This window comes from Streptococcus mitis (genome assembly GCF_005144795.1).
Classification (GTDB): Bacteria; Bacillota; Bacilli; order Lactobacillales; family Streptococcaceae; genus Streptococcus; species Streptococcus mitis_BB.
Window position 1 is genome coordinate 134,435 of sequence record NZ_SWFJ01000003.1, and the last position, 26,546, is coordinate 160,980.

At 40.5% G+C, this 26,546-nt stretch carries 30 protein-coding genes and 1 pseudogene; 28 read left to right on the forward strand and 3 right to left on the reverse strand.

What is annotated here, in order from left to right; all coding sequences use genetic code 11:
- Window positions 1-16 precede the first annotated feature (16 nt).
- From FBF73_RS09980 to dnaJ, 12 genes are all read left to right on the forward strand, one after another.
- Window positions 17-232, forward strand: coding sequence for a hypothetical protein (locus FBF73_RS09980; protein ID WP_169435165.1), 216 nt, complete (start codon window positions 17-19; stop codon window positions 230-232).
- 135 nt (window positions 233-367) lie between these two features.
- Entirely contained in the window at window positions 368-895 is a 528-nt protein-coding gene (locus FBF73_RS03110) for an FUSC family protein (RefSeq protein ID WP_000119915.1), read from the forward strand.
- A gap of 76 nt (window positions 896-971) precedes the next feature.
- The gene (gene glnR / locus FBF73_RS03115) at window positions 972-1,328 is read left to right on the forward strand and encodes a transcriptional repressor GlnR (protein WP_000659548.1); all 357 of its coding nucleotides are present in this window, start codon (window positions 972-974) and stop codon (window positions 1,326-1,328) included.
- A gap of 36 nt (window positions 1,329-1,364) precedes the next feature.
- Window positions 1,365-2,711: a type I glutamate--ammonia ligase gene (gene glnA / locus FBF73_RS03120; protein ID WP_125447809.1), complete on the forward strand. Its 1,347-nt coding sequence runs from the start codon at window positions 1,365-1,367 to the stop codon at window positions 2,709-2,711.
- A 113-nt stretch (window positions 2,712-2,824) separates the two neighbouring features.
- Entirely contained in the window at window positions 2,825-3,145 is a 321-nt protein-coding gene (locus tag FBF73_RS03125; RefSeq protein ID WP_045612791.1) for a PadR family transcriptional regulator, read from the forward strand.
- A complete protein-coding gene (locus FBF73_RS03130; protein WP_136936963.1) occupies window positions 3,145-3,720 on the forward strand; it encodes a DUF2812 domain-containing protein in 576 nt (191 codons plus the stop codon). The genes FBF73_RS03125 and FBF73_RS03130 overlap by 1 nt, the downstream gene beginning before the upstream one ends.
- A 34-nt stretch (window positions 3,721-3,754) precedes the next feature.
- Window positions 3,755-4,267: a DUF2812 domain-containing protein gene (locus FBF73_RS03135; RefSeq protein WP_136936939.1), complete on the forward strand. Its 513-nt coding sequence runs from the start codon at window positions 3,755-3,757 to the stop codon at window positions 4,265-4,267.
- A 160-nt stretch (window positions 4,268-4,427) separates the two neighbouring features.
- Complete coding sequence (hrcA, locus tag FBF73_RS03140) at window positions 4,428-5,462, forward strand: heat-inducible transcriptional repressor HrcA (protein WP_004261010.1); 1,035 nt, start codon at window positions 4,428-4,430, stop codon at window positions 5,460-5,462.
- A gap of 26 nt (window positions 5,463-5,488) precedes the next feature.
- A complete protein-coding gene (gene grpE / locus FBF73_RS03145) occupies window positions 5,489-6,022 on the forward strand; it encodes a nucleotide exchange factor GrpE (RefSeq protein ID WP_136936940.1) in 534 nt (177 codons plus the stop codon).
- 371 nt (window positions 6,023-6,393) lie between these two features.
- Window positions 6,394-8,217 (forward strand): molecular chaperone DnaK, encoded by a 1,824-nt coding sequence (dnaK, locus tag FBF73_RS03150; RefSeq protein WP_000034661.1) that lies wholly within the window; start codon window positions 6,394-6,396, stop codon window positions 8,215-8,217.
- A 216-nt stretch (window positions 8,218-8,433) separates the two neighbouring features.
- Window positions 8,434-9,318: a hypothetical protein gene (locus FBF73_RS03155; RefSeq protein ID WP_136936941.1), complete on the forward strand. Its 885-nt coding sequence runs from the start codon at window positions 8,434-8,436 to the stop codon at window positions 9,316-9,318.
- Between the two features lie 13 nt (window positions 9,319-9,331).
- Entirely contained in the window at window positions 9,332-10,468 is a 1,137-nt protein-coding gene (gene dnaJ, locus FBF73_RS03160; protein ID WP_136936942.1) for a molecular chaperone DnaJ, read from the forward strand.
- 278 nt (window positions 10,469-10,746) lie between these two features.
- Here the strand turns inward: dnaJ and FBF73_RS03165 are convergent, their stop codons facing one another.
- On the reverse strand, window positions 10,747-11,034 hold the full coding sequence (locus tag FBF73_RS03165; RefSeq protein WP_049487998.1) for a hypothetical protein: 288 nt from the start codon (window positions 11,032-11,034) through the stop codon (window positions 10,747-10,749).
- A 9-nt stretch (window positions 11,035-11,043) separates the two neighbouring features.
- Complete coding sequence (locus FBF73_RS03170) at window positions 11,044-11,454, reverse strand: HIT family protein (RefSeq protein ID WP_001278317.1); 411 nt, start codon at window positions 11,452-11,454, stop codon at window positions 11,044-11,046.
- A 67-nt stretch (window positions 11,455-11,521) separates the two neighbouring features.
- Between FBF73_RS03170 and FBF73_RS03175 the strand changes: the two genes are divergently transcribed.
- Both FBF73_RS03175 and FBF73_RS03180 read left to right on the forward strand, forming a co-directional pair.
- The gene (locus FBF73_RS03175; protein ID WP_124788454.1) at window positions 11,522-12,253 is read left to right on the forward strand and encodes an ABC transporter ATP-binding protein; all 732 of its coding nucleotides are present in this window, start codon (window positions 11,522-11,524) and stop codon (window positions 12,251-12,253) included.
- Window positions 12,250-13,299, forward strand: a complete 1,050-nt coding sequence (locus FBF73_RS03180; RefSeq protein WP_136936943.1) for an ABC transporter permease — start codon at window positions 12,250-12,252, stop codon at window positions 13,297-13,299. The genes FBF73_RS03175 and FBF73_RS03180 overlap by 4 nt, the downstream gene beginning before the upstream one ends.
- 61 nt (window positions 13,300-13,360) lie before the next feature.
- Here FBF73_RS03180 and FBF73_RS03185 read toward each other — a convergent pair whose 3' ends face one another.
- Window positions 13,361-13,690 (reverse strand): hypothetical protein, encoded by a 330-nt coding sequence (locus tag FBF73_RS03185; RefSeq protein ID WP_049510125.1) that lies wholly within the window; start codon window positions 13,688-13,690, stop codon window positions 13,361-13,363.
- Window positions 13,691-13,985: 295 nt separating this feature from the next.
- On the opposite strand from FBF73_RS03185, the gene FBF73_RS03190 reads away from it, so the two are divergent.
- The 14 genes and pseudogenes from FBF73_RS03190 to infB all read left to right on the forward strand — a co-directional run bounded on the left by FBF73_RS03190 (window position 13,986) and on the right by infB (window position 26,368).
- Window positions 13,986-14,723, forward strand: coding sequence for a response regulator transcription factor (locus FBF73_RS03190; protein WP_136936944.1), 738 nt, complete (start codon window positions 13,986-13,988; stop codon window positions 14,721-14,723).
- Window positions 14,724-14,736: 13 nt separating this feature from the next.
- Window positions 14,737-16,075, forward strand: a pseudogene (locus FBF73_RS03195) (GHKL domain-containing protein).
- A 68-nt stretch (window positions 16,076-16,143) separates the two neighbouring features.
- On the forward strand, window positions 16,144-16,500 hold the full coding sequence (locus tag FBF73_RS03200) for a hypothetical protein (RefSeq protein ID WP_070481788.1): 357 nt from the start codon (window positions 16,144-16,146) through the stop codon (window positions 16,498-16,500).
- Between the two features lie 860 nt (window positions 16,501-17,360).
- Window positions 17,361-17,765: an immunity protein gene (locus FBF73_RS03210; protein ID WP_125411463.1), complete on the forward strand. Its 405-nt coding sequence runs from the start codon at window positions 17,361-17,363 to the stop codon at window positions 17,763-17,765.
- A 45-nt stretch (window positions 17,766-17,810) separates the two neighbouring features.
- A complete protein-coding gene (blpZ, locus tag FBF73_RS03215; RefSeq protein ID WP_125411462.1) occupies window positions 17,811-18,059 on the forward strand; it encodes an immunity protein BlpZ in 249 nt (82 codons plus the stop codon).
- Between the two features lie 29 nt (window positions 18,060-18,088).
- Window positions 18,089-18,694: a CPBP family intramembrane glutamic endopeptidase gene (locus FBF73_RS03220; protein ID WP_125411461.1), complete on the forward strand. Its 606-nt coding sequence runs from the start codon at window positions 18,089-18,091 to the stop codon at window positions 18,692-18,694.
- Window positions 18,695-18,965: 271 nt separating this feature from the next.
- Window positions 18,966-19,577, forward strand: a complete 612-nt coding sequence (locus tag FBF73_RS03225; RefSeq protein ID WP_125411460.1) for a CPBP family intramembrane glutamic endopeptidase — start codon at window positions 18,966-18,968, stop codon at window positions 19,575-19,577.
- 162 nt (window positions 19,578-19,739) lie between these two features.
- Complete coding sequence (ccrZ, locus tag FBF73_RS03230; protein WP_000362999.1) at window positions 19,740-20,534, forward strand: cell cycle regulator CcrZ; 795 nt, start codon at window positions 19,740-19,742, stop codon at window positions 20,532-20,534.
- On the forward strand, window positions 20,531-21,166 hold the full coding sequence (trmB, locus tag FBF73_RS03235; RefSeq protein ID WP_125411459.1) for a tRNA (guanosine(46)-N7)-methyltransferase TrmB: 636 nt from the start codon (window positions 20,531-20,533) through the stop codon (window positions 21,164-21,166). Before ccrZ ends, trmB begins: the two co-directional genes overlap by 4 nt.
- Window positions 21,167-21,292: 126 nt before the next feature.
- Window positions 21,293-21,772: a ribosome maturation factor RimP gene (gene rimP, locus FBF73_RS03240; RefSeq protein ID WP_136936945.1), complete on the forward strand. Its 480-nt coding sequence runs from the start codon at window positions 21,293-21,295 to the stop codon at window positions 21,770-21,772.
- A 43-nt stretch (window positions 21,773-21,815) separates the two neighbouring features.
- Entirely contained in the window at window positions 21,816-22,952 is a 1,137-nt protein-coding gene (nusA, locus tag FBF73_RS03245; RefSeq protein WP_000032285.1) for a transcription termination factor NusA, read from the forward strand.
- Window positions 22,953-22,973: 21 nt separating this feature from the next.
- Complete coding sequence (gene rnpM / locus FBF73_RS03250) at window positions 22,974-23,267, forward strand: RNase P modulator RnpM (RefSeq protein WP_125411458.1); 294 nt, start codon at window positions 22,974-22,976, stop codon at window positions 23,265-23,267.
- Window positions 23,260-23,559 (forward strand): YlxQ-related RNA-binding protein, encoded by a 300-nt coding sequence (locus FBF73_RS03255; RefSeq protein WP_001041390.1) that lies wholly within the window; start codon window positions 23,260-23,262, stop codon window positions 23,557-23,559. Before rnpM ends, FBF73_RS03255 begins: the two co-directional genes overlap by 8 nt.
- Window positions 23,560-23,575: 16 nt before the next feature.
- Window positions 23,576-26,368 carry a translation initiation factor IF-2 gene (gene infB / locus FBF73_RS03260; protein WP_136936946.1) on the forward strand — a complete coding sequence of 931 codons (2,793 nt, stop codon included), beginning with the start codon at window positions 23,576-23,578 and terminating at the stop codon, window positions 26,366-26,368.
- The last annotated feature ends 178 nt before the right edge of the window (window positions 26,369-26,546 follow it).

The window sequence follows — 26,546 nt, forward strand, 5'->3', positions numbered from 1 at the left end:
TAACAAAAAGGTGGCTATGTCACCTTTTTGTGCTAGTGGAGGTATTTGTGACGCGGTGGTGGGGCATCAATGGAACTTCTTGAAGGTAATACTCTTCGAAAATCAAATTCAAACCACGTCAACGTCGCCTTGCCGTACTCAAGTACAGCCTGCGGCTAGTTTCCTAGTTTGCTCTTTGATTTTCATTGAGTATAAAGTTCTTCCAGGACTTGCAGCCTTGACAGAAAAATAAGATTTTATAAACAAATCAAAGGAGAGAGGAGTGAAAGTTCCTCTTTTCTTTTGCTCAAAATAAAAACGCTTCCTATCAACTATTCCTCATAAAATCAGCCAATTTATGATAAAATGGAAATAGAAAGTTGAGATTATGAGTTATTTTAAAAAATATAAATTCGATAAATCCCAGTTCAAACTTGGTATGCGAACCTTTAAAACAGGTATTGCTGTTTTTCTAGTTCTCTTGATTTTTGGTTTTTTTGGCTGGAAAGGTCTTCAAATCGGTGCTTTGACAGCCGTTTTTAGCCTGAGAGAGAGTTTTGATAAGAGTGTTCATTTTGGGACTTCGCGTATTCTAGGAAATAGTATCGGTGGCCTCTATGCCCTGGTCTTCTTCTTATTAAATACCTTTTTCCACGAAGCCTTTTGGGTGACCTTGGTAGTTGTTCCAATCTGCACCATGTTAACCATTATGACAAATGTAGCCATGAATAACAAAGCAGGTGTTATTGGTGGTGTAGCGGCTATGTTAATCATTACCCTATCGATTCCGAGTGGCGAAACAATTTTGTACGTATTTGCGCGTGTATCAGAAACTTTCATGGGAGTTTTTGTCGCAATTCTCGTAAATTACGATATTGACCGTATTCGACTCTTTTTAGAAAAAAAAGAAAAATAATGTTACATTTTATAACATTATCAATTGACGTTTGTCTTTTTTTAGACTATAATAGACAGAAAGAAGGAAATTGTAAATGAAGGAAAAAGAATTTCGCCGAAACATGGCTGTTTTTCCTATCGGCAGTGTTATGAAGTTGACCGATCTATCGGCGCGTCAGATTCGTTATTATGAAGATCAAGAGTTGATTAAGCCTGATCGAAATGAAGGGAATCGTCGCATGTATTCCTTGAATGACATGGATCGTCTGCTTGAAATCAAAGATTATATCTCTGAAGGTTATAATATCGCTGCCATTAAGAAAAAATATGCTGAACGTGAAGCGAAATCCAAGAAAGCGGTGAGTCAGACTGAAGTGCGTCGTGCACTTCACAATGAACTCCTCCAACAGGGTCGCTTTGCTTCAGTACGGTCACCTTTTGGTCGCGGTTAGGCAACCGCAAGTAGTCATACATTAAGGAGAAAACTCATGCCAATCACAGCTGCAGATATTCGTCGTGAAGTCAAGGAAAAAAATGTTACCTTTATTCGTCTCATGTTCTCAGATATTTTGGGAACCATGAAAAACGTCGAAATTCCTGCCACAGATGAACAGTTAGATAAAGTCTTGTCAAACAAGGCTATGTTTGATGGATCTTCTATCGAAGGTTTTGTACGTATCAATGAATCAGATATGTACTTGCATCCTGACTTGGATACATGGACAGTCTTCCCTTGGGGAGATGAAAACGGAAGTGTTGCAGGTTTGATCTGTGATGTCTATACAACAGAAGGTGAACCATTTGCAGGTGACCCTCGTGGTAATCTCAAACGTGCTCTTCGTCACATGGAAGAAGTGGGGTTCAAATCCTTCAACCTTGGGCCAGAGCCAGAATTCTTCCTATTTAAACTGGATGAAAATGGTGACCCAACACTTGAAGTAAATGATAAGGGTGGCTACTTTGATTTGGCGCCTACTGACCTTGCGGACAATACACGTCGTGAGATTGTGAATGTCTTGACCAAAATGGGATTTGAAGTAGAAGCCAGTCACCACGAGGTTGCGGTTGGACAACATGAGATTGACTTTAAGTACGATGAAGTTCTCCGTGCTTGTGATAAGATTCAAATCTTTAAACTTGTTGTTAAAACCATTGCTCGCAAACATGGTCTTTATGCAACCTTTATGGCAAAACCAAAATTTGGTATTGCTGGATCAGGTATGCACTGTAATATGTCCTTGTTTGATGCAGAAGGAAACAATGCCTTCTTTGATCCAAATGATCCAAAAGGAATGCAGTTGTCAGAAACGGCCTACTATTTCCTTGGCGGTTTGATCAAGCATGCCTACAACTATACTGCCATCATGAACCCAACGGTTAACTCATACAAACGTTTGGTTCCAGGTTATGAAGCGCCTGTTTACATTGCTTGGGCTGGTCGTAACCGTTCGCCACTTGTGCGCGTGCCTGCTTCACGTGGTATGGGAACTCGTCTTGAGTTGCGTTCAGTGGATCCGATGGCAAACCCATACATCGCTATGGCGGTTCTTTTGGAAGTTGGTTTGCATGGTATTGAAAACAAAATTGAAGCACCAGCTCCTATCGAAGAAAATATCTACATCATGACAGCAGAAGAGCGTAAGGAAGCTGGCATTACAGACCTTCCATCAACTCTTCACAACGCTTTGAAAGCTCTGACTGAAGATGAAGTTGTTAGAGCAGCTCTTGGAGAACATATCTATACTAGTTTCCTTGAAGCTAAACGAATCGAATGGGCAAGTTATGCAACCTTCGTTTCACAATGGGAAATTGATAACTATTTAGATCTTTACTAATATAGAAGAAAGATTGCCTGAGGGCGATCTTTTTTCTTGCGTTTTATATCGAGGTGTGATATATTTTTTATAACGAAGTGCGATATATCGAATTGAATAGGAGGTGGTTATAAATGGAATTAACGGATAAGATTCGTCGAGTTTATCTTCCGATGACGGAAACGGGCTTTTATATCTTGTTCTGTCTGCAAAAGGAAGGTCATGGTTATAGTATTACGCAAAAGGTCAAGGAGATGACGGATTCGCAAGTTTCGATTAGTCCTGGAACTATGTATGGAACCTTGTCAAAAATGGAAAAGGATGGTTTGATTTTCTTTGTCCGCGAAGAGGAAAAACGGAAAATCTATCAGATAACAGACTTGGGACGAAAAGTCTTAGATATTGAATTGAAGCGTATTGAACGGCTCTATAGAAACAGTCGGGAGGAAGGATGATGGAAAAGAAAATTGTTTATCGAATTTTTACAATTGCGGATTATGAGAGGGAGGCTCTATACTTTAGAGAAATGCATGCTAAAGGCTGGAAACTTAGGAAAGTAAGCTATTCTATCTTATTGTTTGCAGTTAAGTATACCTTTGAAAAGTGTCAGCCTGAGCAAGTGTCTTATCAGTTGGACTTTTATCCTATGAAAAAATCAGAGAGAGCCTCCTATTTACAACTATTTAAAGGCTGTGGCTGGGAGCATATTACAGACTTTAATAGTTTTTCTTATTTTAGAAAAGCACATTCTGAAATTGAATCGAATGCAGAATTTGAAATCTATAATGACGCGGCCGGGAAGTTAGCTATGGTGAATCGCATTTTAAGACTGCGATTAGTACCTGTTTTACTTTTGATAGCCATACATATACCATTCTTATTTAAATTGCTCAATAGAAGTAATGCGTATGGTCTATGGAGTTTACTTGCGGTCGGGCTAGATATTTTCTTATCTTTGATCCTTTTGTTAATGGTTTCTTCTATTGGCTGGAAGTTATGGCATAAAAAGAAGGAATTATCAGATTTATGATAGGGTAGGTATGCTCAAAATTGGAGGGGAAGTCATGATAAATAAAAAGCAATTTCGAATCTTCACTATTCTTGATTTGGACAAGAAGGAAGAATATTTACATGAGATGCATTTGAAAGGTTGGAGGTATAGAACTAGTCGTTTTGGTTTGTTCTATTTTGATCAATCTCAACCAGACGATGTCATATACTGTATCTATGATTCTAGATTTCTTAAAAAATATAAGCATGAACTGCAAGATTTTAGAGATAGAGGTTGGGAATTAATAGGAGCAGGTTCTTGTTCGATTCTTCGTAAATCGTCTTCTGATATACTTTCAGAGGATCAAGTCTATATGAGTAAGGGGCTCAGATGGAAAGTTATGCGATCTAGACTTCGTTCCTGTACAGCTACTTTCTTAGGTGGTCTTGTTGTCTGTATGAGTCTATTTAAAGAGGAGCTTTCTATGTCTTTCTTTATTATTTTTCTTTTATATGCTTTTCTGATTTCTTATCTAATCTATGGTTTTTTTAGACTTAAAAGGAAATACCAAGTAGATGAACAGTGAGTTTTTAGGTCTTCAGACTGATTTTTAGCACTCTTGATAAAAGAGTGCTAATTTTTTGAGTTTTTATCTTGACATTCTCTTTTAAGGGTGTATAATAGAATCATAAGTTAGCACTTAAGTGTATCGAGTGCTAATTGATCAGACAGAGAGGAGTGATGAGGTGGTTACAGAGCGTCAGCAGGATATTTTAAATCTGATTATTGACATCTTTACCAAAACGCACGAACCTGTCGGATCCAAAGCCTTGCAAGAGTCTATTAACTCTAGCAGTGCTACCATTCGTAATGACATGGCGGCTCTAGAAAAGCAAGGTTTGCTTGAAAAGGCTCATACTTCAAGTGGTCGGATGCCAAGTGTTGCTGGTTTTCAGTACTATGTGAAACACTCACTGGATTTTGACCGACTGGCTGAAAATGAGGTTTATGAGATTGTTAAAGCCTTTGATCAGGAATTCTTCAAATTGGAGGATATTCTGCAAGAAGCTGCTAACCTGCTGACAGACTTGAGTGGCTGTACGGTAGTAGCACTGGATGTTGAGCCGAGCAGGCAACGTCTGACAGCCTTTGATATCGTTGTTTTGGGGCAACATACAGCCTTGGCAGTATTCACCCTAGACGAATCGCGAACGGTTACCAGTCAGTTTCTAATTCCAAGGAACTTCTTGCAGGAGGATTTGCTGAAATTGAAGAGCATCATTCAGGAACGTTTCCTCGGCCACACCGTTCTAGATATTCACTACAAGATTCGGACGGAGATTCCGCAGATTATCCAGCGTTACTTCACAACAACGGATAATGTGATCGATCTCTTTGAACACATCTTTAAGGAAATGTTCAACGAAAACATTGTAGTGGCGGGCAAGGTCAATCTCTTGAATTTTGCTAATCTGGCAGCCTATCAGTTCTTTGATCAGCCACAAAAGGTGGCTCTGGAGATTCGTGAGGGGCTGCATGAGGATCAGATGCAAAACGTCCGTGTTGCAGACAGTCAAGAGTCCTGTCTAGCTGACCTAGCGGTGATTAGTAGCAAGTTCCTCATTCCTTATCGGGGAGTTGGAATTCTAGCCATTATCGGTCCGGTTAATCTAGATTACCAGCAATTGATCAACCAAGTCAATGTAGTCAATCGTGTTTTGACCATGAAATTGACAGATTTTTACCGCTACCTCAGCAGTAATCATTATGAAGTACATTAAGATTGAAATCATTAAAGGAGGCGAAAATGGCCCAAGATATAAAAAATGAAGAAGTAGAAGAAGTAGAAGAAGTCCAAGAAGAGGAAGTTGTGGAAACGGTAGAAGAAACAACTCCTGAGAAGTCTGAGTTGGACTTGGCAAATGAACGTGCAGATGAGTTCGAAAACAAATACCTTCGTGCTCATGCAGAAATGCAAAATATCCAACGCCGTGCCAATGAAGAGCGTCAAAACTTGCAACGTTATCGTAGCCAAGACTTGGCAAAAGCGATTCTCCCTTCTTTGGACAACCTTGAGCGTGCACTCGCAGTTGAAGGTTTGACAGACGATGTCAAAAAAGGATTGGAGATGGTGCAAGAAAGCTTGATTCATGCTTTGAAAGAAGAAGGAATCGAAGAAATCGCAGCCGATGGAGAATTTGACCATAACTACCATATGGCAATCCAAACTCTTCCGGCAGACGATGAACACCCAGCAGATACAATCGCACAAGTCTTCCAAAAAGGCTATAAACTCCATGACCGCATCCTGCGCCCAGCAATGGTGGTAGTGTACAACTAGGCAATTCTGACGGTAGCTAAAGCAACTCGTCAGAAAACGGCAATCGCTGTGGCGTTTGCCTAGCCTCCTTACTAACTCGTCGTCGAAATAATATCGATTTCGACTCCTCGTGTCGTAACATAATAGAAAACTTGTCCGAAACGACACTAAACTATGAAAGAAAGATAAAAAGCAAGCCGAAGGCTTGCAAGGAAGATATTTCCCGCCGTGGTGAAAGTTTCAGTAGCTTTTGCTACTGAAACAGGGGATTTTTGAGACAATAGGCTCAAAAATAAGTGATGAAATCCCGAAGGGAGTTGCTCACGTCCCCACCACTTAAGGGAAATATCAAAAAAATCAAAATTCGAATTAAAATTTAAGGAGAAAAACACATGTCTAAAATTATCGGTATTGACTTAGGTACAACAAACTCAGCAGTAGCAGTTCTTGAAGGAACTGAATCAAAAATCATCGCAAACCCAGAAGGAAACCGTACAACTCCATCTGTAGTCTCATTCAAAAACGGCGAAATCATCGTCGGTGATGCAGCAAAACGCCAAGCAGTAACAAATCCAGATACAGTTATCTCTATCAAATCTAAGATGGGAACTTCTGAAAAAGTTTCTGCTAACGGCAAAGAATACACTCCACAAGAAATCTCAGCTATGATTCTTCAATACTTGAAAGGTTATGCTGAAGACTACCTTGGCGAAAAAGTAACTAAAGCAGTTATCACAGTTCCAGCTTACTTCAACGATGCTCAACGTCAAGCAACAAAAGACGCTGGTAAAATCGCTGGTCTTGAAGTAGAACGTATTGTCAACGAACCAACTGCAGCAGCCCTTGCTTACGGTTTGGACAAGACTGATAAAGAAGAAAAAATCTTGGTATTCGACCTTGGTGGTGGTACATTCGACGTCTCTATTCTTGAATTGGGTGACGGTGTCTTCGACGTATTGTCAACTGCAGGGGACAATAAACTTGGTGGTGACGACTTTGACCAAAAAATCATTGACCACTTGGTGGCAGAATTCAAGAAAGAAAACGGTATTGACTTGTCTACTGACAAGATGGCAATGCAACGTTTGAAAGATGCAGCTGAAAAAGCGAAGAAAGACCTTTCTGGTGTAACTTCAACACAAATCAGCTTGCCATTTATCACTGCAGGTGAGGCTGGACCTCTTCACTTGGAAATGACCTTGACTCGTGCGAAATTTGACGATTTGACTCGTGACCTTGTAGAACGTACAAAAGTTCCAGTTCGTCAAGCCCTTTCAGATGCAGGTTTGAGCTTGTCAGAAATCGACGAAGTTATCCTTGTTGGTGGTTCAACTCGTATCCCAGCCGTTGTCGAAGCTGTTAAAGCTGAAACTGGTAAAGAACCAAACAAATCAGTAAACCCTGACGAAGTTGTTGCTATGGGTGCTGCCATCCAAGGTGGTGTCATCACTGGTGATGTCAAAGACGTTGTCCTTCTTGACGTAACACCATTGTCACTTGGTATCGAAACAATGGGTGGTGTCTTCACAAAACTCATCGACCGCAACACTACTATTCCAACATCTAAATCACAAGTCTTCTCAACTGCGGCAGACAACCAACCAGCCGTTGATATCCACGTTCTTCAAGGTGAACGCCCAATGGCAGCAGATAACAAGACTCTTGGACGTTTCCAATTGACAGATATCCCAGCTGCACCTCGTGGAATTCCTCAAATCGAAGTAACATTTGACATCGACAAGAACGGTATCGTGTCTGTTAAGGCCAAAGACCTTGGAACTCAAAAAGAACAAACAATTGTCATCCAATCAAACTCAGGCTTGACTGACGAAGAAATCGACCGTATGATGAAAGATGCAGAAGCTAATGCTGAAGCAGATAAGAAACGTAAAGAAGAAGTTGACCTTCGTAACGAAGTAGACCAAGCTATCTTCGCAACTGAAAAGACAATCAAGGAAACTGAAGGAAAAGGTTTCGACGCAGAACGTGACGCTGCCCAAGCTGCCCTTGATGACCTTAAGAAAGCGCAAGAAGATAACAACTTGGACGATATGAAAGCGAAACTTGAAGCATTGAACGAAAAAGCTCAAGGGCTTGCTGTTAAACTCTACGAACAAGCCGCTGCAGCACAACAAGCTCAAGCAGGAGCAGAAGGCGCACAAGCAACAGGAAACGCGGGCGATGACGTCGTAGACGGAGAGTTTACGGAAAAATAAGATGCAAAACCCGTTAAAACCTCACAGTGAAAATAGGAAATCTGACGCAGAAACTTTAGTTTCTAGGAAGATTTGTCTTTTTCACCAAGAGGTTAGGGCGTGCTCGATTTAGCATTACTAGTTTGATTTTTAAAACTCGAATGTCGTAATGATAAGAAGAAATCCAGAGGTTGCAACCCAGCCTCTGTTTTTCGATAAGATAGGTGATGTAATATTATGAAAAAAATTAAACTTCTGTTTAAAAATCATTGGCAATTACTTGTTATTGAAGCAGTAATAGTACTGATATATGGCCTTGCATCTTATTATATAGATAAAAATCCAGTAGGAAACTTTACTATGCTATCAATAATATTTTCAAATGAATTTTTTGTGGCTATATTGGTTGCAATTGGGGCAATTTATTCTTGGTTTGCAAGTAAGGCAGATTACGAGTATAATAAAAATCTTGAAATGCTCAAAGATATTGATAAAATTCACGACTATTATCAAGATAAAGATAGTTTTCCGGATGTTGTTAAGTCTTGTCAAGGACATATTAATGATTTGAAGAAAATAGAGAAATATAAGGGGACTTTTTTATATACTTACTTGTCATACATTGAACACAAAAATGGACAACATAAACAAGAAGAAGAACAGTTTGATGAACAGAGTGAAAAAACATTTATTAAAAATCAAACTGATAATAGTTATAAAGAAAAAAGAAGTTTAAGTTCTATTAAGAATGAGATAGGAAAAGAATTAAGTATTAATAAAGAATACATTAAATACAGTAGAAATTACAAAGATGAAGGTTTTTGGTGGTCAACATGGTATTCTTTAGACGAAAACTTAATAGATAAGATTCCAGATGATAAGGTGATTTTATTTTTTACAAGTGTGAACGGCCAATACAAAGGTGTTAAAATTAAAGGAAATCAACTAAAAAAACTATCTAAAAATATGAAAGCAAGTAACAGTAAAACAGGTAATAAGACTTATGATTTTTATATTAGATTAAGAAGAGAAGATAATACATATCATGAATGTCGTAATGATATTCCTTTATCAAAATATGAAATAGAAGAAGTTGATTTAAATTTTTTAAACAAGGAATAAGAAGGTATCTTGTATGAACAATACTGAATTTTATGATCGTCTGGGGGTGTCAAAAAACGCTTCGGCAGACGAAATCAAAAAGGCTTATCGTAAGCTTTCGAAAAAATATCACCCAGATATCAACAAGGAGCCTGGTGCTGAGGAAAAGTACAAGGAAGTTCAGGAAGCCTATGAGACTTTGAGTGACGACCAAAAACGGGCTGCCTATGACCAATATGGTGCGACTGGAGCCAACGGTGGCTTTGGTGGTGCTGGTGGTTTCGGCGGTTTCGATGGGGCAGGAGGCTTCGGTGGTTTTGAGGACATCTTCTCAAGTTTCTTCGGCGGAGGCGGTGCTTCGCGCAATCCAAACGCTCCTCGCCAAGGGGATGACCTCCAGTATCGTGTAAATTTAACCTTTGAAGAAGCTATTTTCGGAGCTGAAAAAGAAGTTAAGTACAACCGTGAAGCAAGCTGTCGTACATGTAATGGCTCTGGTGCTAAGCCAGGGACAAGTCCAGTCACTTGTGGACGCTGTCATGGCGCTGGTGTCATTAACGTTGATACACAGACTCCGCTTGGTATGATGCGTCGCCAAGTAACCTGTGATGTCTGTCATGGTCGCGGAAAAGAAATCAAAGATCCATGTACAACCTGTCACGGAACAGGTCATGAAAAACAAGCCCATAGCGTACATGTGAAAATCCCTGCTGGTGTAGAAACTGGTCAACAAATTCGCCTAGCTGGTCAAGGTGAAGCTGGCTTTAACGGTGGACCTTATGGTGACTTGTATGTAGTGGTTTCTGTGGAAGCCAGCGACAAGTTTGAACGTGAAGGAACCACTATCTTCTACAATCTCAACCTCAACTTTGTCCAAGCAGCTCTTGGTGATACAGTAGATATCCCAACTGTTCACGGTGATGTTGAATTGGTTATCCCAGAGGGAACTCAGACTGGTAAGAAATTCCGTCTACGTGGCAAGGGAGCTCCGAGCCTTCGTGGCGGTGCAGTTGGGGACCAATACGTTACTGTTAATGTCGTAACACCGACAGGTTTGAACGACCGTCAAAAAGCAGCACTGAAAGAATTTGCAGCTGCGGGTGATTTAAAAGTCAATCCAAAGAAAAAAGGCTTCTTTGACCATATTAAAGATGCCTTTGAAGGAGAATAAAGCAAAAAGAGCCGTTGGGCTCTTTTTGTTTATAGATTTTTTAAAACTTTCCTTAAGTAATGACGGACGGTAGCGACCTTCTTCGAAGTTCCATACCTAAACTTTGAGCCTAAGTCTCAAAGTTTCCGGACACCTGAAACCAAGCTGTTTCAGGTGTTTTCATTACGGCGGAAAGTCTTCGATTTAGTTGTGAAATGGTGAATGAGTTGCCTAAATTATGATGTATAGTTAATGGGATATAACTTGTTTACCTTTTAAAAAAGAGCCGTTGGGCTCTTTTACTTATCTTCAGTTTCCTGTGTTTCTTTAATCACAGCTAGTCTAGTCTGGATATCCTTTTCCAAGACTTTAAATTTGTAAGTCAGGTCTTCTTGATATTCCTTGATGAGTTCTTTTTGCTGGTCAATGATTTGCAGGCTATTTTGGATAATATCTACATCGTCCTTGATAGCTTGAACGCGGTCAGTGGTATTCAAGACTTCATCTGTGATGGTTTGGCGATTTTTTGTAACCAGATAACTTCCGGCTGCAGCTCCTGCAAATAGCAGTAAATTGGATAATTTCATGGCAACTCCTTAGGCATTTTTGATGGTTTCAGCGACTTGAGCAAGTTTGTCAAAGTCTGGTTCGTGGGCGATAAAATCAATCTTGAGGTCATCGTCCGCACTGTAGCGAGGCACGAGGTGAACGTGGGTATGAAAGACGGTTTGCCCTGCGATTTCTTCACAGTTGGCAATGATATTCATGCCAGCAGCCTTGGTAGCTTTCATGACTTTTTGAGCGACTTTTGGTACTTGGGCAAAGAGTTGGCTGGCGCTAGTAGCGTCCATTTCCAAAAGATTGCGATAGTGTTCTTTGGGTACGACTAAGGTGTGTCCTGGTGTCACTTGAGAGATATCAAGAAAGGCAAGAACCTGCTCATCTTCATATACTTTTGAAGCAGGAATTTCCCCTGCGATGATTTTACAAAAAATGCAATCTGACATAAAATCTACCTCTACTGTATTGAATTTTGATATAATATAGCTACATTATACCAGATTTGGAGAAAATATGTTAGAAATTAAAAACCTGACAGGTGGCTATGTCCATGTACCTGTCTTGAAAGATATATCCTTTACTGTTGAAAGTGGGCAGCTGGTCGGTCTGATTGGTCTCAATGGTGCTGGGAAATCGACGACTATTAATGAAATTATCGGTCTGTTGACACCTTATAGTGGCTCCATCAATATCAATGGTCTGACCCTGCAAGGAGATGCGACTAACTACCGTAAGCAAATTGGCTACATTCCTGAGACACCTAGTCTGTATGAGGAATTGACCCTCAGAGAGCATATCGAAACGGTTGCCATGGCTTATGGTATTGAGCAAAAAGTGGCTTTTGATCGAGTGGAGCCTTTGCTAAAAATGTTCCGTTTGGACCAGAAATTAGACTGGTTTCCTGTTCATTTTTCAAAAGGGATGAAGCAGAAGGTCATGATTATCTGTGCTTTTGTGGTGGATCCGAGTCTCTTCATCGTGGATGAGCCTTTCCTTGGTCTTGATCCGTTGGCTATTGCAGACTTGATTCAGCTTTTGGAAGTGGAAAAGCAAAAGGGTAAGTCCATTCTCATGAGTACCCACGTGCTGGATTCGGCGGAGAGGATGTGTGATGCCTTTGTTATTCTCCACAAGGGTGAGGTGCGTGCTAAGGGAAATCTCCTGCAACTGCGCGAAGCCTTTGACATGCCTGAGGCTAGTTTGAATGATATTTACTTGGCTCTGACCAAAGAGGAGGAGCTATGAAAGACTTGTTTTTAAAGAGAAAGCAGGCTTTTCGTAAGGAGTGTCTTGGTTATCTGCGCTATGTTCTCAATGACCACTTTGTCTTGTTCCTGCTTGTCCTGCTGGGCTTTTTAGCCTACCAGTACAATCAACTCTTACAAGATTTTCCTGAAAATCATTGGCCCATCCTTTTGTTTGTAGGAATTACGTCTGTTTTACTTTTGCTTTGGGGAGGAATTGCCACCTATATGGAGGCTCCAGACAAGCTCTTTCTCTTAGTTGGAGAAGAGGAAATCAAACTCCATCTTAAGCGTCAAACTGGCATTTCCCTAGTCTTTTGGCTCTTTATCCAGACCCTTTTCTTGCTGTTATTTGCGCCCTTATTTTTAGCGATGGGTTATGGCTTGCCTGTCTTCCTAATCTATGTGCTTTTATTGGGAGTAGGTAAATATTTCCTCTTTCGTCAAAAGGATAGTAAATTTTTCACGGAAACTGGACTGGACTGGGACTATGTCATTTCTCAAGAAAGCAAGCGTAAGCAAGTCTTGCTTCGTTTCTTTGCCCTCTTTACGCAGGTCAAGGGAATTTCAAACAGCGTCAAACGTCGTGCCTATCTGGACTTTATCCTAAAGGCTGTTCAGAAGGTGCCTGGAAAGATTTGGCAAAATCTCTATCTGCGTTCTTATCTACGAAATGGAGACCTCTTTGCGCTCAGTCTTCGTCTGCTCTTGCTTTCCATACTGGCGCAGGTCTTTATCGAGCAAGCTTGGATTGCGACAGCAGTGGTGGTTCTCTTTAACTACCTCTTGCTATTCCAGTTGCTGGCTCTCTATCACGCCTTTGACTACCAGTATTTGACTCAACTTTTTCCACTGGACAAGGGGCAAAAGGAAAAAGGCTTGCAGGCGGTTGTCCGAGGATTGACCAGTTTTGTTTTACTTGTGGAATTAGTCGTCGGCCTTGTGACATTCCAAGAAAAACTAGCCCTTCTAGCCTTACTGGGAGCTGGTTTGGTTTTACTAGTCTTGTATTTACCTTATCAGGTCAAACGTCAGATGCAGGACTAACATTGCCTATATGACACTAAAAAAGAAGTTGAGTTCAGTCTGTCTCAACTTCTTTTATTTTCTACAGGATAATGGTTGGTCCGTAGAGACTCAACTTTGTCTTGACTTGGTCAAAGTGGAAGCGGTCATAGGCCCGCCAAGCGGCGCGAGTAGGAGCATCTGGGTCAAGAGCGCTGAGTCCCATGAGAAGACTGGAAGTCTGGTAAAATTTTTCCAGTTCAATCAAGACTCGATTATCCACTGTTTCAGCCTTGGCTAGAAAGCCAAGAATAGAGTTTAATTGCTCTTGAAAGCGGACGTCGTCAGCGCTTGCCTGTCTGCATGCTTGATAGGCTTTGTTTAAGTCAGTAATCAAAGTCTGAGCTCTTTTGATGGGGTCTGTATCTGTCATGAGAATTCCTCCTCTAATCTGGGTGCTAGTTTTGATTATAGCAATTGTGTTTTGATACTGTTAGTCTATCACTTTTATCTCCTTTTTCGCCTTCAAATCTTTAATTGCCCTTGAAATTTCCTGAATGGTACTGTTAAGATTTTATGATAAAATAGTTGTAAGATTATCATGCTTATTTGAGGAACAAGATACCTTTCAGGAGCGTTAAAGGCCTGTTTAGGATTTGGTGGGCTTGTATCATAGTATTTTTGCTATTCTCTTTTTAGGAAGAAATTGAAATATGGAGAGTAAAAAGATGAGAATATTTGTTTTAGAAGATGATTTTTCCCAACAGGCTAGAATTGAAACGACGATTGAGAAACTTTTGAAGGAACATCATATTACTCCGAGTTCTTTTGAAGTTTTTGGTAAGGCAGACCAGCTGCTGGCAGAGGTGCATGAGAAGGGAGCCCATCAGCTATTCTTTTTGGATATTGAGATTCGAAATGAGGAGATGAAGGGTCTGGAGGTGGCTAGAAAGATTCGGGATCGGGATCCTTATGCTCTCATCGTCTTTGTGACGACTCACTCGGAGTTTATGCCCCTGTCCTTTCGCTACCAAGTCTCTGCTTTGGACTACATTGATAAGGCCCTTTCGGCAGAGGAGTTTGAATCTCGTATCGAGACAGCCCTTCTCTATGCCAATAGTCAAGACAGTAAGAGTCTGGCGGAAGATTGCTTTTACTTTAAATCAAAATTTGCCCAATTCCAGTATCCTTTTAAAGAGGTTTATTATCTTGAAACATCGCCCAGAGCCCATCGTGTTATTCTCTATACCAAGACAGACAGGCTGGAATTTACAGCGAGTTTAGAGGAGGTTTTTAAGCAGGAACCCCGTCTCTTGCAGTGCCATCGCTCTTTTCTCATCAATCCTGCCAATGTAGTTCGTTTGGATAAGAAAGAAAAACTTCTTTACTTTCCCAATGGTGGAAGCTGTATGATAGCGCGTTATAAGGTCAGGGAAGTGTCTGAGGCTATCAATAACTTACACTGAGTGAGGAGAATTTATGTATATTTTTTGGATGATATTGTATTCACTAGCTATTATTGGGCTAGAAATTATCATGTTCTTTAAGGTAGATGGAATTAGTCTCACTTTCGATAGAATTTTTAAGGCCTTTCTTCTAAAATTTCTTCTAGCAGCAATTGTTACAACTTTTAAATTTTTAGTCTTGACTGACTATCTGTCATACTTTATAGAACCCTTGTTCGGCATCAGCTTATCTCTCTTATTGTTAAGAGAGCTTCCTAAAAAACTCCTTTTCTTTTATGGTCTCTTTCCAATTGTATTGATGGATATCTTTTACAGAAGTGTTTCCTATTTTGTGTTTCCGTTTTTGGGGCAAGGGATTGTAGATGGAGATGGAAATCCTCTCTTTTTGTTGATTATGCTATTCGTTTGCTTCATAGTATTAGTCTTTTTGAAATGGTTGGACTATGATTTTACTAGATTGAGAAAGGAGTTTCTCGATAAAGGTTTTCAACAGTCCCTGACTAAGATTAACTGGATAATGGGGGCTTACTTTCTAGTCATGGAAAATCTGTCTTACTTTGAATATGCATACAATATCCAATCAAAGACTGTTCGCCATCTCATCCTAGTCTTTTACCTACTCTTTTTTATGGGGATGATCAAGAAATTGGATACCTATTTGAAGGACAAACTTCATGAGAGACTGGACCAAGAGCAGGTCTTGCGCTACAGAGATATGGAACGCTATAGTCGGCATATAGAGGAACTTTACAAGGAAGTGCGGAGTTTTCGCCATGACTACACCAACCTCTTAACCAGCTTACGTCTGGGCATTGAAGAGGAGGATATGGAGCAGATAAAAGAGGTCTACGACTCGGTCTTAAAGGATTCTAGTCAGAAATTGCAGGACAACAAATATGACCTTGGCAGATTGGTGAATATTCGGGACCGTGCCCTCAAAAGTCTTCTAGCAGGGAAATTTCTAAAAGCCAGAGATAAGAACATTGTCTTTAATGTCGAAGTTCCTGAGGAGATTCAGGTTGAGGGGATGAGCCTACTTGATTTTCTAACCATTGTGTCTATCCTTTGTGACAACGCTATTGAAGCTAGTGCAGAGGCTAGTCAACCTCATGTTTCAATCGCCTTTTTAAAAAATGGAGCACAGGAGACCTTTATCATCGAAAACTCCATCAAAGAAGAGGGTATAGATATTCTCCTTTGGAGCCAGTTCTAAAGGGGAGGAGAGAGGAGTTGGTCTCTATACCGTCATGAAAATTGTGGAAAGCCATCCCAATACCAGCCTGAATACCACCTGTCAAAATCAAATCTTTCGTCAGGTTTTAACGATTCACTCGATGTCAGTTGATGATTAGAAGATTTGTGGAAAGAAGTACTGCCTAAAGTCATCAATTAAAATACTATAGTATGCGAGGTATCATAAATGAATAAGAAATCCTATTTTATCATCTGTTCTACGTTGATCATAGCATCGAATCTTCTCATGATTTCCGTGGTGAACAAGGGAGAAGAAACTGGGAGCAATCTGTTTGTGATTGCTATAGCCTGTGTTATGTTACCATCATTCTTATATGCAGTTGAAAACAGACTTACTTCAATGGTAAGAGTAGAATCAATACTCCTGATTCAGTTGACAGTTATATCCCTACTCCGTCTTATCAACAGAATAGGGAGTACGCCTGAAATCCTCAACATTATCATTACCCTTATCGCTTTGGCAAGTGGGACAGCTGCTATTCTTGTTGCAATCATGAGAATATATGAGAACAGACGGAAGTAAGGCTGAATAGCTTTCGATGTATTTTCACATTGTTAAATTCCCATAGGGCAAGTATGTTTTCATGCTTGCTTTTTTAAATTTTTTACAATTAAAGATGTTTTGATGACCATTTGTGATTTGGATGGAAAATTTTAAAAAATAGTAGTATACTAACCTTATTAAGGTTGTAATAGGACGAAAGTAAAAAGAGGTATTCCTCGTGAATGCAAAAACAATTTTACAATTGGCTATTATGGTTGCTTAAAGGCTTGAGCCTGTAAGTAGAGGAACTGTACTTGGAGGTAATTATGGATTTCAAAAGTTTTCTTATTGCTTTTGTTGTTAGTATGTTTGTTTCTTTTATTACTTATTTAATTAGGAAAAAATTTTAAAAATCTCCAAAGAAGAATAAAGATAGATCTAATTAGATAAAAAGATTTTTTATCGCTAGTTTAATCTACAGTGGAGTTTCTTTAATATTGTTTCGCCTGTTAAAATGATATGTGATAGCAGGATAAAAAATCTACAAATTAAGTTGGTATCAATATGGTGTAAAGGGCAAGTATGTTTTTCATGCTTGCTTTTTTAAATTTTTTACAATTCAAGATGTTTTGATGACCATTTGTGATTTGAGTGATCTAAGGTCAAAATGAGTGCTATACTAGCAGTGTAAAGGTTGTAGCTCAACTAAGATAAAGCATACATTTAGGAGAAAATCTTATGAAGAAAAAAATACTGATCATTTTCGTTCTGTATCTGATTATGTCCACCTTTCTTTATCCGCTTAGGGAGAGTATTTGGTATCATCTATTTTATACCATAGCCTATATGATTGCGGTTGTGATCTATTTTGCTTTAACTAAAAAGAAAGGAGCAAAGAAATGAAAACTTTTCTTGCTAAAAAACGGAACATCTTCCTTGCGAGATTGTTCCTAGGTCAGTTGCCCTTACTTGTCTCTACTTATCTATTTCTATCTCGTCAGTTTTTAAATTTTTCTGTAGTTCTCCAATTTCTTTTGGTGGTTATTAACTTAGCTTCCATTTTGGTCACTGTTTACCTCACTAGGGAAATGAGGATAAGAGAGTTTGAAGATGATGATTTGGTTAGTCCTAGAACCAATCAACTTATGTATATCGGCTTGACAGGTTTTATGTCTATTATATGTTTGTATAGGGGTATCACAGCAGGAGAATTCTACCAACAATTAATTGCCTATATTGGCGCTATTCTCTGCTTGATTATCATGCTTCTACTCATTTGGGGCTTGAAGTATTATAAAAAGTAGGGAAGAACTTGCGGCTAGTCTATAGTCTGATAAGAGGAGGTCATCATGTATAAACGCTTATTTTTCCTAGATTCCAAAACCTTAGACTGGTTGACTCCTTATATTCTGGTCTTGGCTTCTGACACCATTGCCTTTAATGTTTTTGTGCTAACCTTTGTATCTGCGGTGGTCTTTAATTCCCTAAATTCCCTGCTAGCTTTAATGGCTATATTCTTAGGGGCTGGCTATGTGGTCGGATTTTGGTTACTCAAATGGTTTGTTTTGGAAAGGCTAGAACTAAAGAATGACGTGTAGGGAGTCTGTTTGGTGGGGAGGCTAGTTTTATGAGAATTTTTAATAAGTGCCATGCCTTGTTTTTGGGATTTTTAGTATTTGCAATCGTTGGTGCAGCGGGTTATTCCATTAATCAAGGGGATTATTTTCAACACCAGTACACATTCATTGTTGTAAAGAGTCTCTTGCTTTTCCTTAGTTTTGGCTATGCGAAATGGTTTGATATGATTTCTTTTGGGATGTTAAGCAGGAAACAACTCTTGCTGTTCATTGGAATTTTTCTTCTCACTGTGCTTGTAAGTATTAGCTATCATGCTTTTTTCTCAGTTGTTTCTGGTGCTTCGGATCAACACCTTGAGGAAGCTAGTAAAGGACTTTCGCTTTCTTTTATTGTTAGTGCTACAGTTTTGGCACCTATCCAGGAGGAATTCATGTTTAGAGGGATTCTTCAAGGTGCAGTTTTTGATAATTCTTGGCTGGGGCTTGTACTGACTTCCTCTCTCTTTTCTTTCATGCATGAACCTTATGATATTCCTTCGTTTTGCTATTATCTTTTCGGGGGCTTGTTGCTGGGCTTTGCTTATAAAAAGAGCCAGAATTTGTGGGTTTCTACTCTAGTCCATATGTTTTACAACAGTTTGCCACTCTTAACTTAAACTCAATGAAAATCAAATAGCAAACTAGGAAACTAGCCGCAGGTTGCTCAAAAGACTGTTTTTGAGGTTGCAGATAGAACTGACGAAGTCAGCTCAAAACACAGTTTTGAGGTTGTGGATAGAACTGACGAAGTCAGTAACCATACCTACGGCAAGGCGACGTTGACGTGGTTTGAAGAGGTTTTCGAAGAGTATAAAATGGTTTGTTTTGGAAAGACTAGAGTTAAAGGATGACTTGTAGGGAAGTTTGTTTGTTGAGGAGGATAATTTTATGAAGTTTTTTGATAAATTTCATGCCTTTTGTTTTGGATTTTTAGTACTACTAATCGTCATTACAGTTCCTTATACGATTAACCATGGGGATTTTTTTCAAAATGAATCTGAATTGATTATTGTAAGTCTTCTAGTAACCTCGATGAGTGTTGCTTATGCTAGAAAGTTTGAAATGATTTCTTTTGGGATGTTAAGCAGGAAACAACTTTTACTTTTCATTGCAATCTTTCTTCTAAGTATGCTTGAAACGCTGGTTTATATTCATTTCTTCGCTGTTTCTTCTGGCGCAGGAGTTCAACACTTGGCGGAAGTCAGCAGAGGAATTTCTCTGTCTTTGATTTTGGCTACCTCAGTTTTTGGTCCCATACAGGAGGAACTCATTTTCAGAGGGCTTCTTCAAGGTGCCGTTTTTGACAATTCTTGGTTAGGGCTTGTGCTAACTTCCTCTCTCTTTTCTTTTATGCATGGACCTTCTAATGTCCCTTCGTTTATTTTTTATCTACTTGGGGGTTTGTTGCTGGGATTTGCTTATAAAAAGAGCCAAAACTTATGGGTTTCTACTCTAGTTCACATGTTTTACAATGCTTGGCCACTCTTATATTATTTATAAAAATCATGAAAAGGTAAGCAGAAGACGGTGCTTGCCTTTTTCTTTCTAGAATGATATCCCAAGCCAATCCAGAGGCTTTTCTTTGAGAATCAGGTCTGGAGCGGTTGACGAATAGGCCAAAAACTAGTAGAATAGTAAGGAAACTTTATACGGAGGAAAGAAATGGATTTGGGTGATAATGAGCTAACACTGACTCCCATACCTGGGAAAAGTGGCAAGGCTTATATGGGTAGCTATCCTGATGGGAAGCGTATCTTTGTAAAAATGAACACCTCTCCAATCCTACCTGGACTAGCTAGAGAACAAATTGCTCCACAATTATTATGGAGTCGCCGTTTGGCAGATGGGCGTGATATGTGTGCTCAAGAATGGTTGACTGGCAAGATATTGACCCCCTATGATATGAATCGTAAACAAATCGTCAATATTTTAACCCGCCTTCATCGCTCACGTCCGTTGATGACACAGTTGAGTCGTTTGGGATATGCCATGGAAACACCTGTAGATTTACTACAGTCTTGGCAGGAAACGGCTCCAGATGCTTTGCGTAAAAATCATTTTATCAGTGAAGTGATGGCTGATTTACGTCAGACTATTCCAGGATTTAGAGAGGACCATGCGACCATTGTCCATGGAGATGTACGACATAGTAATTGGATTGAGACAGACAGTGGCTTGATTTATTTGGTAGATTGGGATTCGGTTCGTTTGACCGACCGCATGTTTGATGTGGCCCATATGCTCTGCCATTATATTCCAGAACATCAGTGGAAGGAATGGTTGACCTACTATGGTTACAAGTATAATCAAACGGTATTAAATAAATTGTATTGGTACGGTCAATTATCTTACTTGAGCCAGATTTCCAAGTATTATATGAACCAAGATTTAGAAAATGTCAATCGGGAGATTCATGGCTTGCGTCACTTCCGAGACAAGTATGGAAAGAGAAGATGAGAGTTAGAAATCGTAAAGGGGCGACAGAATTACTAGAGGCAAATCCCCAGTATGTGGTCCTTAATCCCTTAGAAGCAAAGGGGAAATGGCGGGACTTGTTTGGCAATGATAATCCCATTCATGTGGAAGTTGGAAGTGGAAAGGGTGCCTTTGTTTCAGGTATGGCCAAACAAAACCCTGATATTAACTATATCGGGATTGATATTCAAAAGTCTGTTTTGAGCTACGCCTTAGACAAGGTTCTTGAAGTTGGAGTGCCGAACATCAAACTCTTGTGGGTAGATGGTTCTGATTTGACTGACTATTTTGAAGATGGTGAGATTGATCGCTTGTATCTGAATTTTTCAGATCCATGGCCTAAAAAACGCCATGAAAAGCGTCGTTTGACCTACAAGACCTTCTTGGATATCTTCAAGCGTATCTTGCCTGAAAATGGAGAAATTCATTTCAAGACGGATAACCGTGGCTTGTTTGAGTACAGCCTAGTGAGCTTTTCTCAGTATGGCATGAAACTCAATGGTGTCTGGTTAGATTTACATGCCAGTGATTTTGAAGGCAATGTCATGACAGAATACGAGCAAAAATTCTCCAACAAGGGGCAAGTTATCTATCGAGTTGAGGCAGAATTTTAAGAAATAGCCTAAAATCAGGCTGTATAAGTGCTTTTGCTTTACATAAGTTGGCAAACGTGCTATACTAATAGTAAGAATATGAGAAAGAGAGGCGGGGAAATATCTTCGCCTCTTGCTTATGAGGAGGTGGACGCAATCGCAACAATCGTAGAATTAGTCAGAGAAGTTGTAGAACCTGTCATAGAAGCGCCTTTCGAACTCGTGGATATCGAGTATGGAAAGATTGGCAGTGACATGATTCTCAGTATTTTTGTAGATAAACCTGAAGGAATTACCTTGAACGACACGGCAGACTTGACAGAAATTATCAGTCCTGTCCTAGACACCATCAAGCCAGATCCCTTCCCAGAACAATATTTCCTAGAAATCACCAGTCCAGGCTTGGAACGTCCTTTGAAAACGAAGGATGTCGTAGCTGGAGCGGTTGGAAAATACATTCATGTCGGGCTCTACCAAGCCATCGATAAGCAAAAAGTCTTTGAAGGAACCTTGTTGGCCTTCGAAGAGGACGAGTTGACCATGGAATATATGGACAAGACGCGTAAGAAAACCGTCCAAATTCCATACAGTTTAGTATCAAAAGCACGTTTAGCAGTAAAATTATAGAAAAAGAAAGGATAGCTTTTGAGGATTCAAAAGTGAAGAAAACATGAGTAAAGAAATGCTAGAGGCCTTCCGCATTTTGGAAGAAGACAAGGGAATCAAAAAAGAAGATATCATCGACGCAGTAGTAGAGTCGCTTCGTTCCGCTTATCGCAGACGTTATGGTCAATCAGACAGCGTAGCTATTGACTTCAACGAAAAAACAGGTGATTTTACAGTTTATACCGTTCGTGAAGTGGTTGATGAAGTATTTGATAGCCGTTTGGAAATCAGTTTGAAAGATGCTCTTGCCATTAATTCAGCCTATGAACTTGGTGATAAAATCAAGTTTGAAGAAGCACCAGCTGAGTTTGGTCGAGTAGCAGCCCAATCTGCCAAACAAACCATCATGGAAAAAATGCGCAAGCAAACACGTGCCATCACTTACAATACTTACAAAGAACATGAGCAAGAAATCATGTCTGGTACAGTAGAACGCTTTGACAACCGCTTTATCTATGTCAACCTTGGTAGCATCGAAGCCCAATTGTCAAAACAAGACCAAATTCCTGGAGAAGTTTTTGCTTCTCATGATCGTATTGAAGTTTATGTCTACAAGGTTGAAGACAACCCTCGTGGTGTCAACGTCTTTGTTAGCCGTAGCCATCCAGAAATGATCAAACGCTTGATGGAGCAAGAAATTCCAGAAGTTTATGATGGAACTGTTGAAATCATGAGCGTAGCTCGTGAAGCTGGTGACCGTACTAAGGTTGCAGTTCGTAGCCACAATCCAAATGTGGACGCTATCGGTACAATCGTTGGACGTGGTGGAGCTAATATCAAGAAAATCACTAGCAAATTCCACCCAGCTCGCTATGATGCTAAGAGTGACCGTATGGTGCCAATCGAAGAAAACATCGACGTTATCGAATGGGTAGCTGATCCAGCTGAATTTATCTACAATGCTATCGCTCCTGCTGAAGTTGACCAAGTTATATTTGATGAAAACGACAGCAAACGTGCCTTGGTGGTTGTACCAGATAACAAGCTTTCTCTTGCCATTGGTCGTCGTGGACAAAACGTGCGCTTGGCAGCTCACTTGACTGGTTACCGTATTGATATCAAGTCTGCTAGCGAATTTGAAGCCATGGAAGAAGCTGGTTCGGTAGATTTGGAAGCAGAAAACGATACTGTAGAAGAATAAAAGCTGCTAGAGGAGGGAAAGATGAAAACAAGAAAAATCCCTTTGCGCAAGTCTGTCGTGTCTAACGAAGTGATTGATAAGCGTGATTTGCTCCGCATTGTCAAAAACAAGGAAGGACAAGTCTTTATAGATCCGACAGGCAAGGCCAATGGCCGCGGCGCTTATATCAAGCTAGACAATGCAGAAGCCTTAGAGGCGAAAAAGAAGAAGGTCTTTAACCGCAGCTTTAGCATGGAAGTGGATGAAAGCTTTTATGAAGAGTTGATCGCTTATGTGGATCACAAAGTGAAAAGAAGAGAGTTAGGACTTGAATAAGCAAAAGATAAGCAATCTCTTGGGGCTTGCTCAGCGAGCAGGTCGGATTATATCGGGTGAAGAATTGGTGGTCAAGGCCATTCAAGATGGCAAGGCCAAGTTGGTCTTTCTAGCCCATGATGCTGGGCCCAATCTAACCAAGAAGATTCAAGATAAAAGTCATTATTATCAAGTAGAAATTGTAACCGTGTTTTCAACACTGGAATTAAGCATAGCAGTCGGAAAATCGAGAAAGGTTTTGGCTGTGACAGATGCTGGATTTACAAAGAAAATGAGGTCTCTTATGGAATAGAAGAGGAGGACATGATTTGTCTAAGAAAAGATTGTACGAAATCGCAAAAGAACTTGGAAAAGAAAGTAAAGAAGTTGTAGCGCGTGCAAAAGAGTTGGGCTTGGATGTGAAAAGCCACTCATCAAGTGTGGAAGAAGCTGTCGCTGCAAAAATCGCTGCCAGCTTTAAGCCTGCAGCTGCTCCGAAAGCAGAAGCAAAACCTGCAACACCAAAAGCAAGTGCAGAAAAGAAAGCCGAGAAATCTGAGCCAGCTAAACCAGCTGTAGCCAAGGAAGAGGCAAAACCAGCTGAGCCAGTTGCTCCTAAAACAGAAAAAGTAGCAGCTAAACCGCAAAGCCGTAATTTTAAGGCTGAGCGTGAAGCCCGTGCCAAAGAGCAGGCAGAACGACGCAAGCAAAATAAGGGCAATAACCGTGACCAACAACAAAACGGAAACCGTCAGAAAAACGACGGCCGTAATGGTGGAAAACAAGGTCAAGGCAAGCGCGATAATCGTCGTTTTAACGACCAAGCTAAGAAACAGCAAGGCCAGCAAAATCGTGGCAATGAGCGCCGTCAGCAACAAGACTTCCAGCCAAAACAAGCTGGACCACGTGTTGACTTTAAAGCCCGTGCAGCAGCTCTAAAAGCAGAGCAAAATGCAGAGTACGCACGTTCAAGTGAGGAACGTTTCAAGCAGACTCAGGCTGCCAAAGAAGCCTTGGCCCAAGCTAACAAACGCAAGGAGCCAGAGGAAATCTTTGAAGAAGTGGCTAAGTTAGCTGAACAAGCGCAACAAGTTCAAGCAGTGGTTGAACCAGCTCCTGTAGCTAAAGAAGCGCCAGTGGATACACGTCGTAAAAAACAAGCTCGACCAGACAAAGAACGTGATGATTATGATCACGAAGAAGATGGTCCTAGAAAACAACAAAAGAATCGAAGTAGTCAAAATCAAGTGAGAAATCAAAAGAATAGTAACTGGAATAACAACAAAAAGAACAAAAAAGGCAATAATAAGAACAACCGTAATCAGGCTCCAAAACCTGTTACAGAACGTAAATTCCATGAATTGCCAACAGAATTTGAATATACAGATGGTATGACCGTTGCGGAAATCGCAAAACGTATCAAACGTGAACCAGCTGAAATCGTTAAGAAACTTTTCATGATGGGTGTTATGGCCACACAAAACCAATCCTTGGATGGGGAAACAATTGAACTCCTCATGGTGGATTATGGTATTGAAGCCAAACAAAAGGTTGAAGTGGATAATGCCGACATCGAACGTTTCTTTGTCGAGGATGGTTATCTCAATGAAGATGAATTGGTTGAGCGTCCACCAGTTGTAACTATCATGGGACACGTTGACCACGGTAAAACAACACTCCTAGATACCCTTCGTAACTCTCGTGTTGCGACAGGTGAAGCGGGTGGTATCACTCAGCATATCGGTGCCTACCAAATCGTGGAAAATGGCAAGAAGATTACCTTCCTTGATACACCAGGACACGCGGCCTTTACATCTATGCGCGCGCGTGGTGCTTCTGTTACCGATATTACTATCTTGGTCGTAGCGGCAGATGACGGGGTTATGCCTCAGACTATCGAAGCCATTAACCACTCAAAAGCGGCCAACGTTCCAATCATCGTAGCCATTAACAAGATTGATAAACCAGGTGCTAACCCAGAACGCGTTATCGGTGAATTGGCAGAGCATGGAGTTATGTCAACTGCTTGGGGGGGAGATTCTGAATTTGTTGAAATCTCAGCTAAATTCAACCAAAACATCGAAGAATTGTTGGAAACAGTCCTTCTTGTGGCTGAAATCCAAGAACTCAAAGCAGACCCAACAGTGCGTGCGATCGGTACAGTTATCGAAGCTCGCTTGGATAAAGGAAAAGGTGCGGTCGCAACCCTTCTTGTGCAACAAGGTACCTTGAATGTTCAAGACCCAATCGTTGTCGGAAATACCTTCGGTCGTGTCCGTGCTATGACCAACGACCTTGGTCGTCGTGTTAAGGTAGCAGGTCCATCAACACCAGTGTCAATCACAGGTTTGAACGAAGCGCCAATGGCGGGTGACCACTTTGCTGTCTACGAAGATGAAAAATCTGCGCGTGCGGCTGGTGAAGAACGTGCCAAACGTGCCCTTATGAAACAACGTCAAGCTACCCAACGTGTCAGCCTTGAAAACCTCTTTGATACGCTTAAAGCTGGTGAACTCAAGTCTGTTAACGTTATCATCAAGGCCGACGTACAAGGTTCTGTTGAAGCCCTTTCTGCCTCACTTCAAAAGATTGACGTGGAAGGTGTCAAAGTTACCATCGTTCACTCAGCGGTCGGTGCCATCAACGAATCAGACGTGACCCTTGCTGAAGCTTCAAATGCCTTTATCGTTGGTTTCAACGTACGCCCTACACCACAAGCTCGTCAACAAGCAGAAGCTGACGATGTGGAAATCCGTCTCCACAGCATTATCTATAAGGTTATCGAAGAGATGGAAGAAGCTATGAAAGGGATGCTTGACCCAGAATTCGAAGAAAAAGTTATCGGTGAAGCAGTTATCCGTGAAACCTTCAAGGTATCTAAAGTGGGAACTATCGGTGGATTCATGGTTATCAACGGTAAGGTTACCCGTGACTCTAAAGTCCGTGTTATCCGTGACGGTGTCGTTATCTATGACGGTGAACTTGCAAGCTTGAAACACTACAAAGACGACGTCAAAGAAGTTACAAACGGTCGTGAAGGTGGATTGATGATTGATGGCTACAATGATATCAAGATGGATGATGTGATTGAGGCTTATGTCATGGAAGAAATCAAGAGATAAGATTTTTTGCTCCTTTCTTAGGTGGTGAGGGACGCAAGCAAACCGATGGTTTCATTGCTTATTTTTGAGCCTAGGGTCTCAAAAATCCCCTGTGATGGGACTGATAAATCAGTTCCATCACTTTCACCACGGCGAAAGAAGCAGATGATTTCAAATTGAACTTCGTTCCAATTTGAAA

Excerpts from the sequence above, each read along its gene's own strand:
- FBF73_RS09980 (WP_169435165.1), top strand. The coding sequence starts at position 17 with ATGTCACCTTTTTGTGCTAGTGGAGGTATTTGTGACGCGGTGGTGGGG.
- FBF73_RS03110 (WP_000119915.1), top strand. The coding sequence starts at position 368 with ATGAGTTATTTTAAAAAATATAAATTCGATAAATCCCAGTTCAAACTT.
- glnR (WP_000659548.1), top strand. The coding sequence starts at position 972 with ATGAAGGAAAAAGAATTTCGCCGAAACATGGCTGTTTTTCCTATCGGC.
- glnA (WP_125447809.1), top strand. The coding sequence starts at position 1,365 with ATGCCAATCACAGCTGCAGATATTCGTCGTGAAGTCAAGGAAAAAAAT.
- FBF73_RS03125 (WP_045612791.1), top strand. The coding sequence starts at position 2,825 with ATGGAATTAACGGATAAGATTCGTCGAGTTTATCTTCCGATGACGGAA.
- FBF73_RS03130 (WP_136936963.1), top strand. The coding sequence starts at position 3,145 with ATGGAAAAGAAAATTGTTTATCGAATTTTTACAATTGCGGATTATGAG.
- FBF73_RS03135 (WP_136936939.1), top strand. The coding sequence starts at position 3,755 with ATGATAAATAAAAAGCAATTTCGAATCTTCACTATTCTTGATTTGGAC.
- grpE (WP_136936940.1), top strand. The coding sequence starts at position 5,489 with ATGGCCCAAGATATAAAAAATGAAGAAGTAGAAGAAGTAGAAGAAGTC.
- dnaK (WP_000034661.1), top strand. The coding sequence starts at position 6,394 with ATGTCTAAAATTATCGGTATTGACTTAGGTACAACAAACTCAGCAGTA.
- FBF73_RS03155 (WP_136936941.1), top strand. The coding sequence starts at position 8,434 with ATGAAAAAAATTAAACTTCTGTTTAAAAATCATTGGCAATTACTTGTT.
- dnaJ (WP_136936942.1), top strand. The coding sequence starts at position 9,332 with ATGAACAATACTGAATTTTATGATCGTCTGGGGGTGTCAAAAAACGCT.
- FBF73_RS03165 (WP_049487998.1), bottom strand. The coding sequence starts at position 11,034 with ATGAAATTATCCAATTTACTGCTATTTGCAGGAGCTGCAGCCGGAAGT.
- FBF73_RS03170 (WP_001278317.1), bottom strand. The coding sequence starts at position 11,454 with ATGTCAGATTGCATTTTTTGTAAAATCATCGCAGGGGAAATTCCTGCT.
- FBF73_RS03175 (WP_124788454.1), top strand. The coding sequence starts at position 11,522 with ATGTTAGAAATTAAAAACCTGACAGGTGGCTATGTCCATGTACCTGTC.
- FBF73_RS03180 (WP_136936943.1), top strand. The coding sequence starts at position 12,250 with ATGAAAGACTTGTTTTTAAAGAGAAAGCAGGCTTTTCGTAAGGAGTGT.
- FBF73_RS03185 (WP_049510125.1), bottom strand. The coding sequence starts at position 13,690 with ATGACAGATACAGACCCCATCAAAAGAGCTCAGACTTTGATTACTGAC.
- FBF73_RS03190 (WP_136936944.1), top strand. The coding sequence starts at position 13,986 with ATGAGAATATTTGTTTTAGAAGATGATTTTTCCCAACAGGCTAGAATT.
- FBF73_RS03200 (WP_070481788.1), top strand. The coding sequence starts at position 16,144 with ATGAATAAGAAATCCTATTTTATCATCTGTTCTACGTTGATCATAGCA.
- FBF73_RS03210 (WP_125411463.1), top strand. The coding sequence starts at position 17,361 with ATGAAAACTTTTCTTGCTAAAAAACGGAACATCTTCCTTGCGAGATTG.
- blpZ (WP_125411462.1), top strand. The coding sequence starts at position 17,811 with ATGTATAAACGCTTATTTTTCCTAGATTCCAAAACCTTAGACTGGTTG.
- FBF73_RS03220 (WP_125411461.1), top strand. The coding sequence starts at position 18,089 with ATGAGAATTTTTAATAAGTGCCATGCCTTGTTTTTGGGATTTTTAGTA.
- FBF73_RS03225 (WP_125411460.1), top strand. The coding sequence starts at position 18,966 with ATGAAGTTTTTTGATAAATTTCATGCCTTTTGTTTTGGATTTTTAGTA.
- ccrZ (WP_000362999.1), top strand. The coding sequence starts at position 19,740 with ATGGATTTGGGTGATAATGAGCTAACACTGACTCCCATACCTGGGAAA.
- trmB (WP_125411459.1), top strand. The coding sequence starts at position 20,531 with ATGAGAGTTAGAAATCGTAAAGGGGCGACAGAATTACTAGAGGCAAAT.
- nusA (WP_000032285.1), top strand. The coding sequence starts at position 21,816 with ATGAGTAAAGAAATGCTAGAGGCCTTCCGCATTTTGGAAGAAGACAAG.
- rnpM (WP_125411458.1), top strand. The coding sequence starts at position 22,974 with ATGAAAACAAGAAAAATCCCTTTGCGCAAGTCTGTCGTGTCTAACGAA.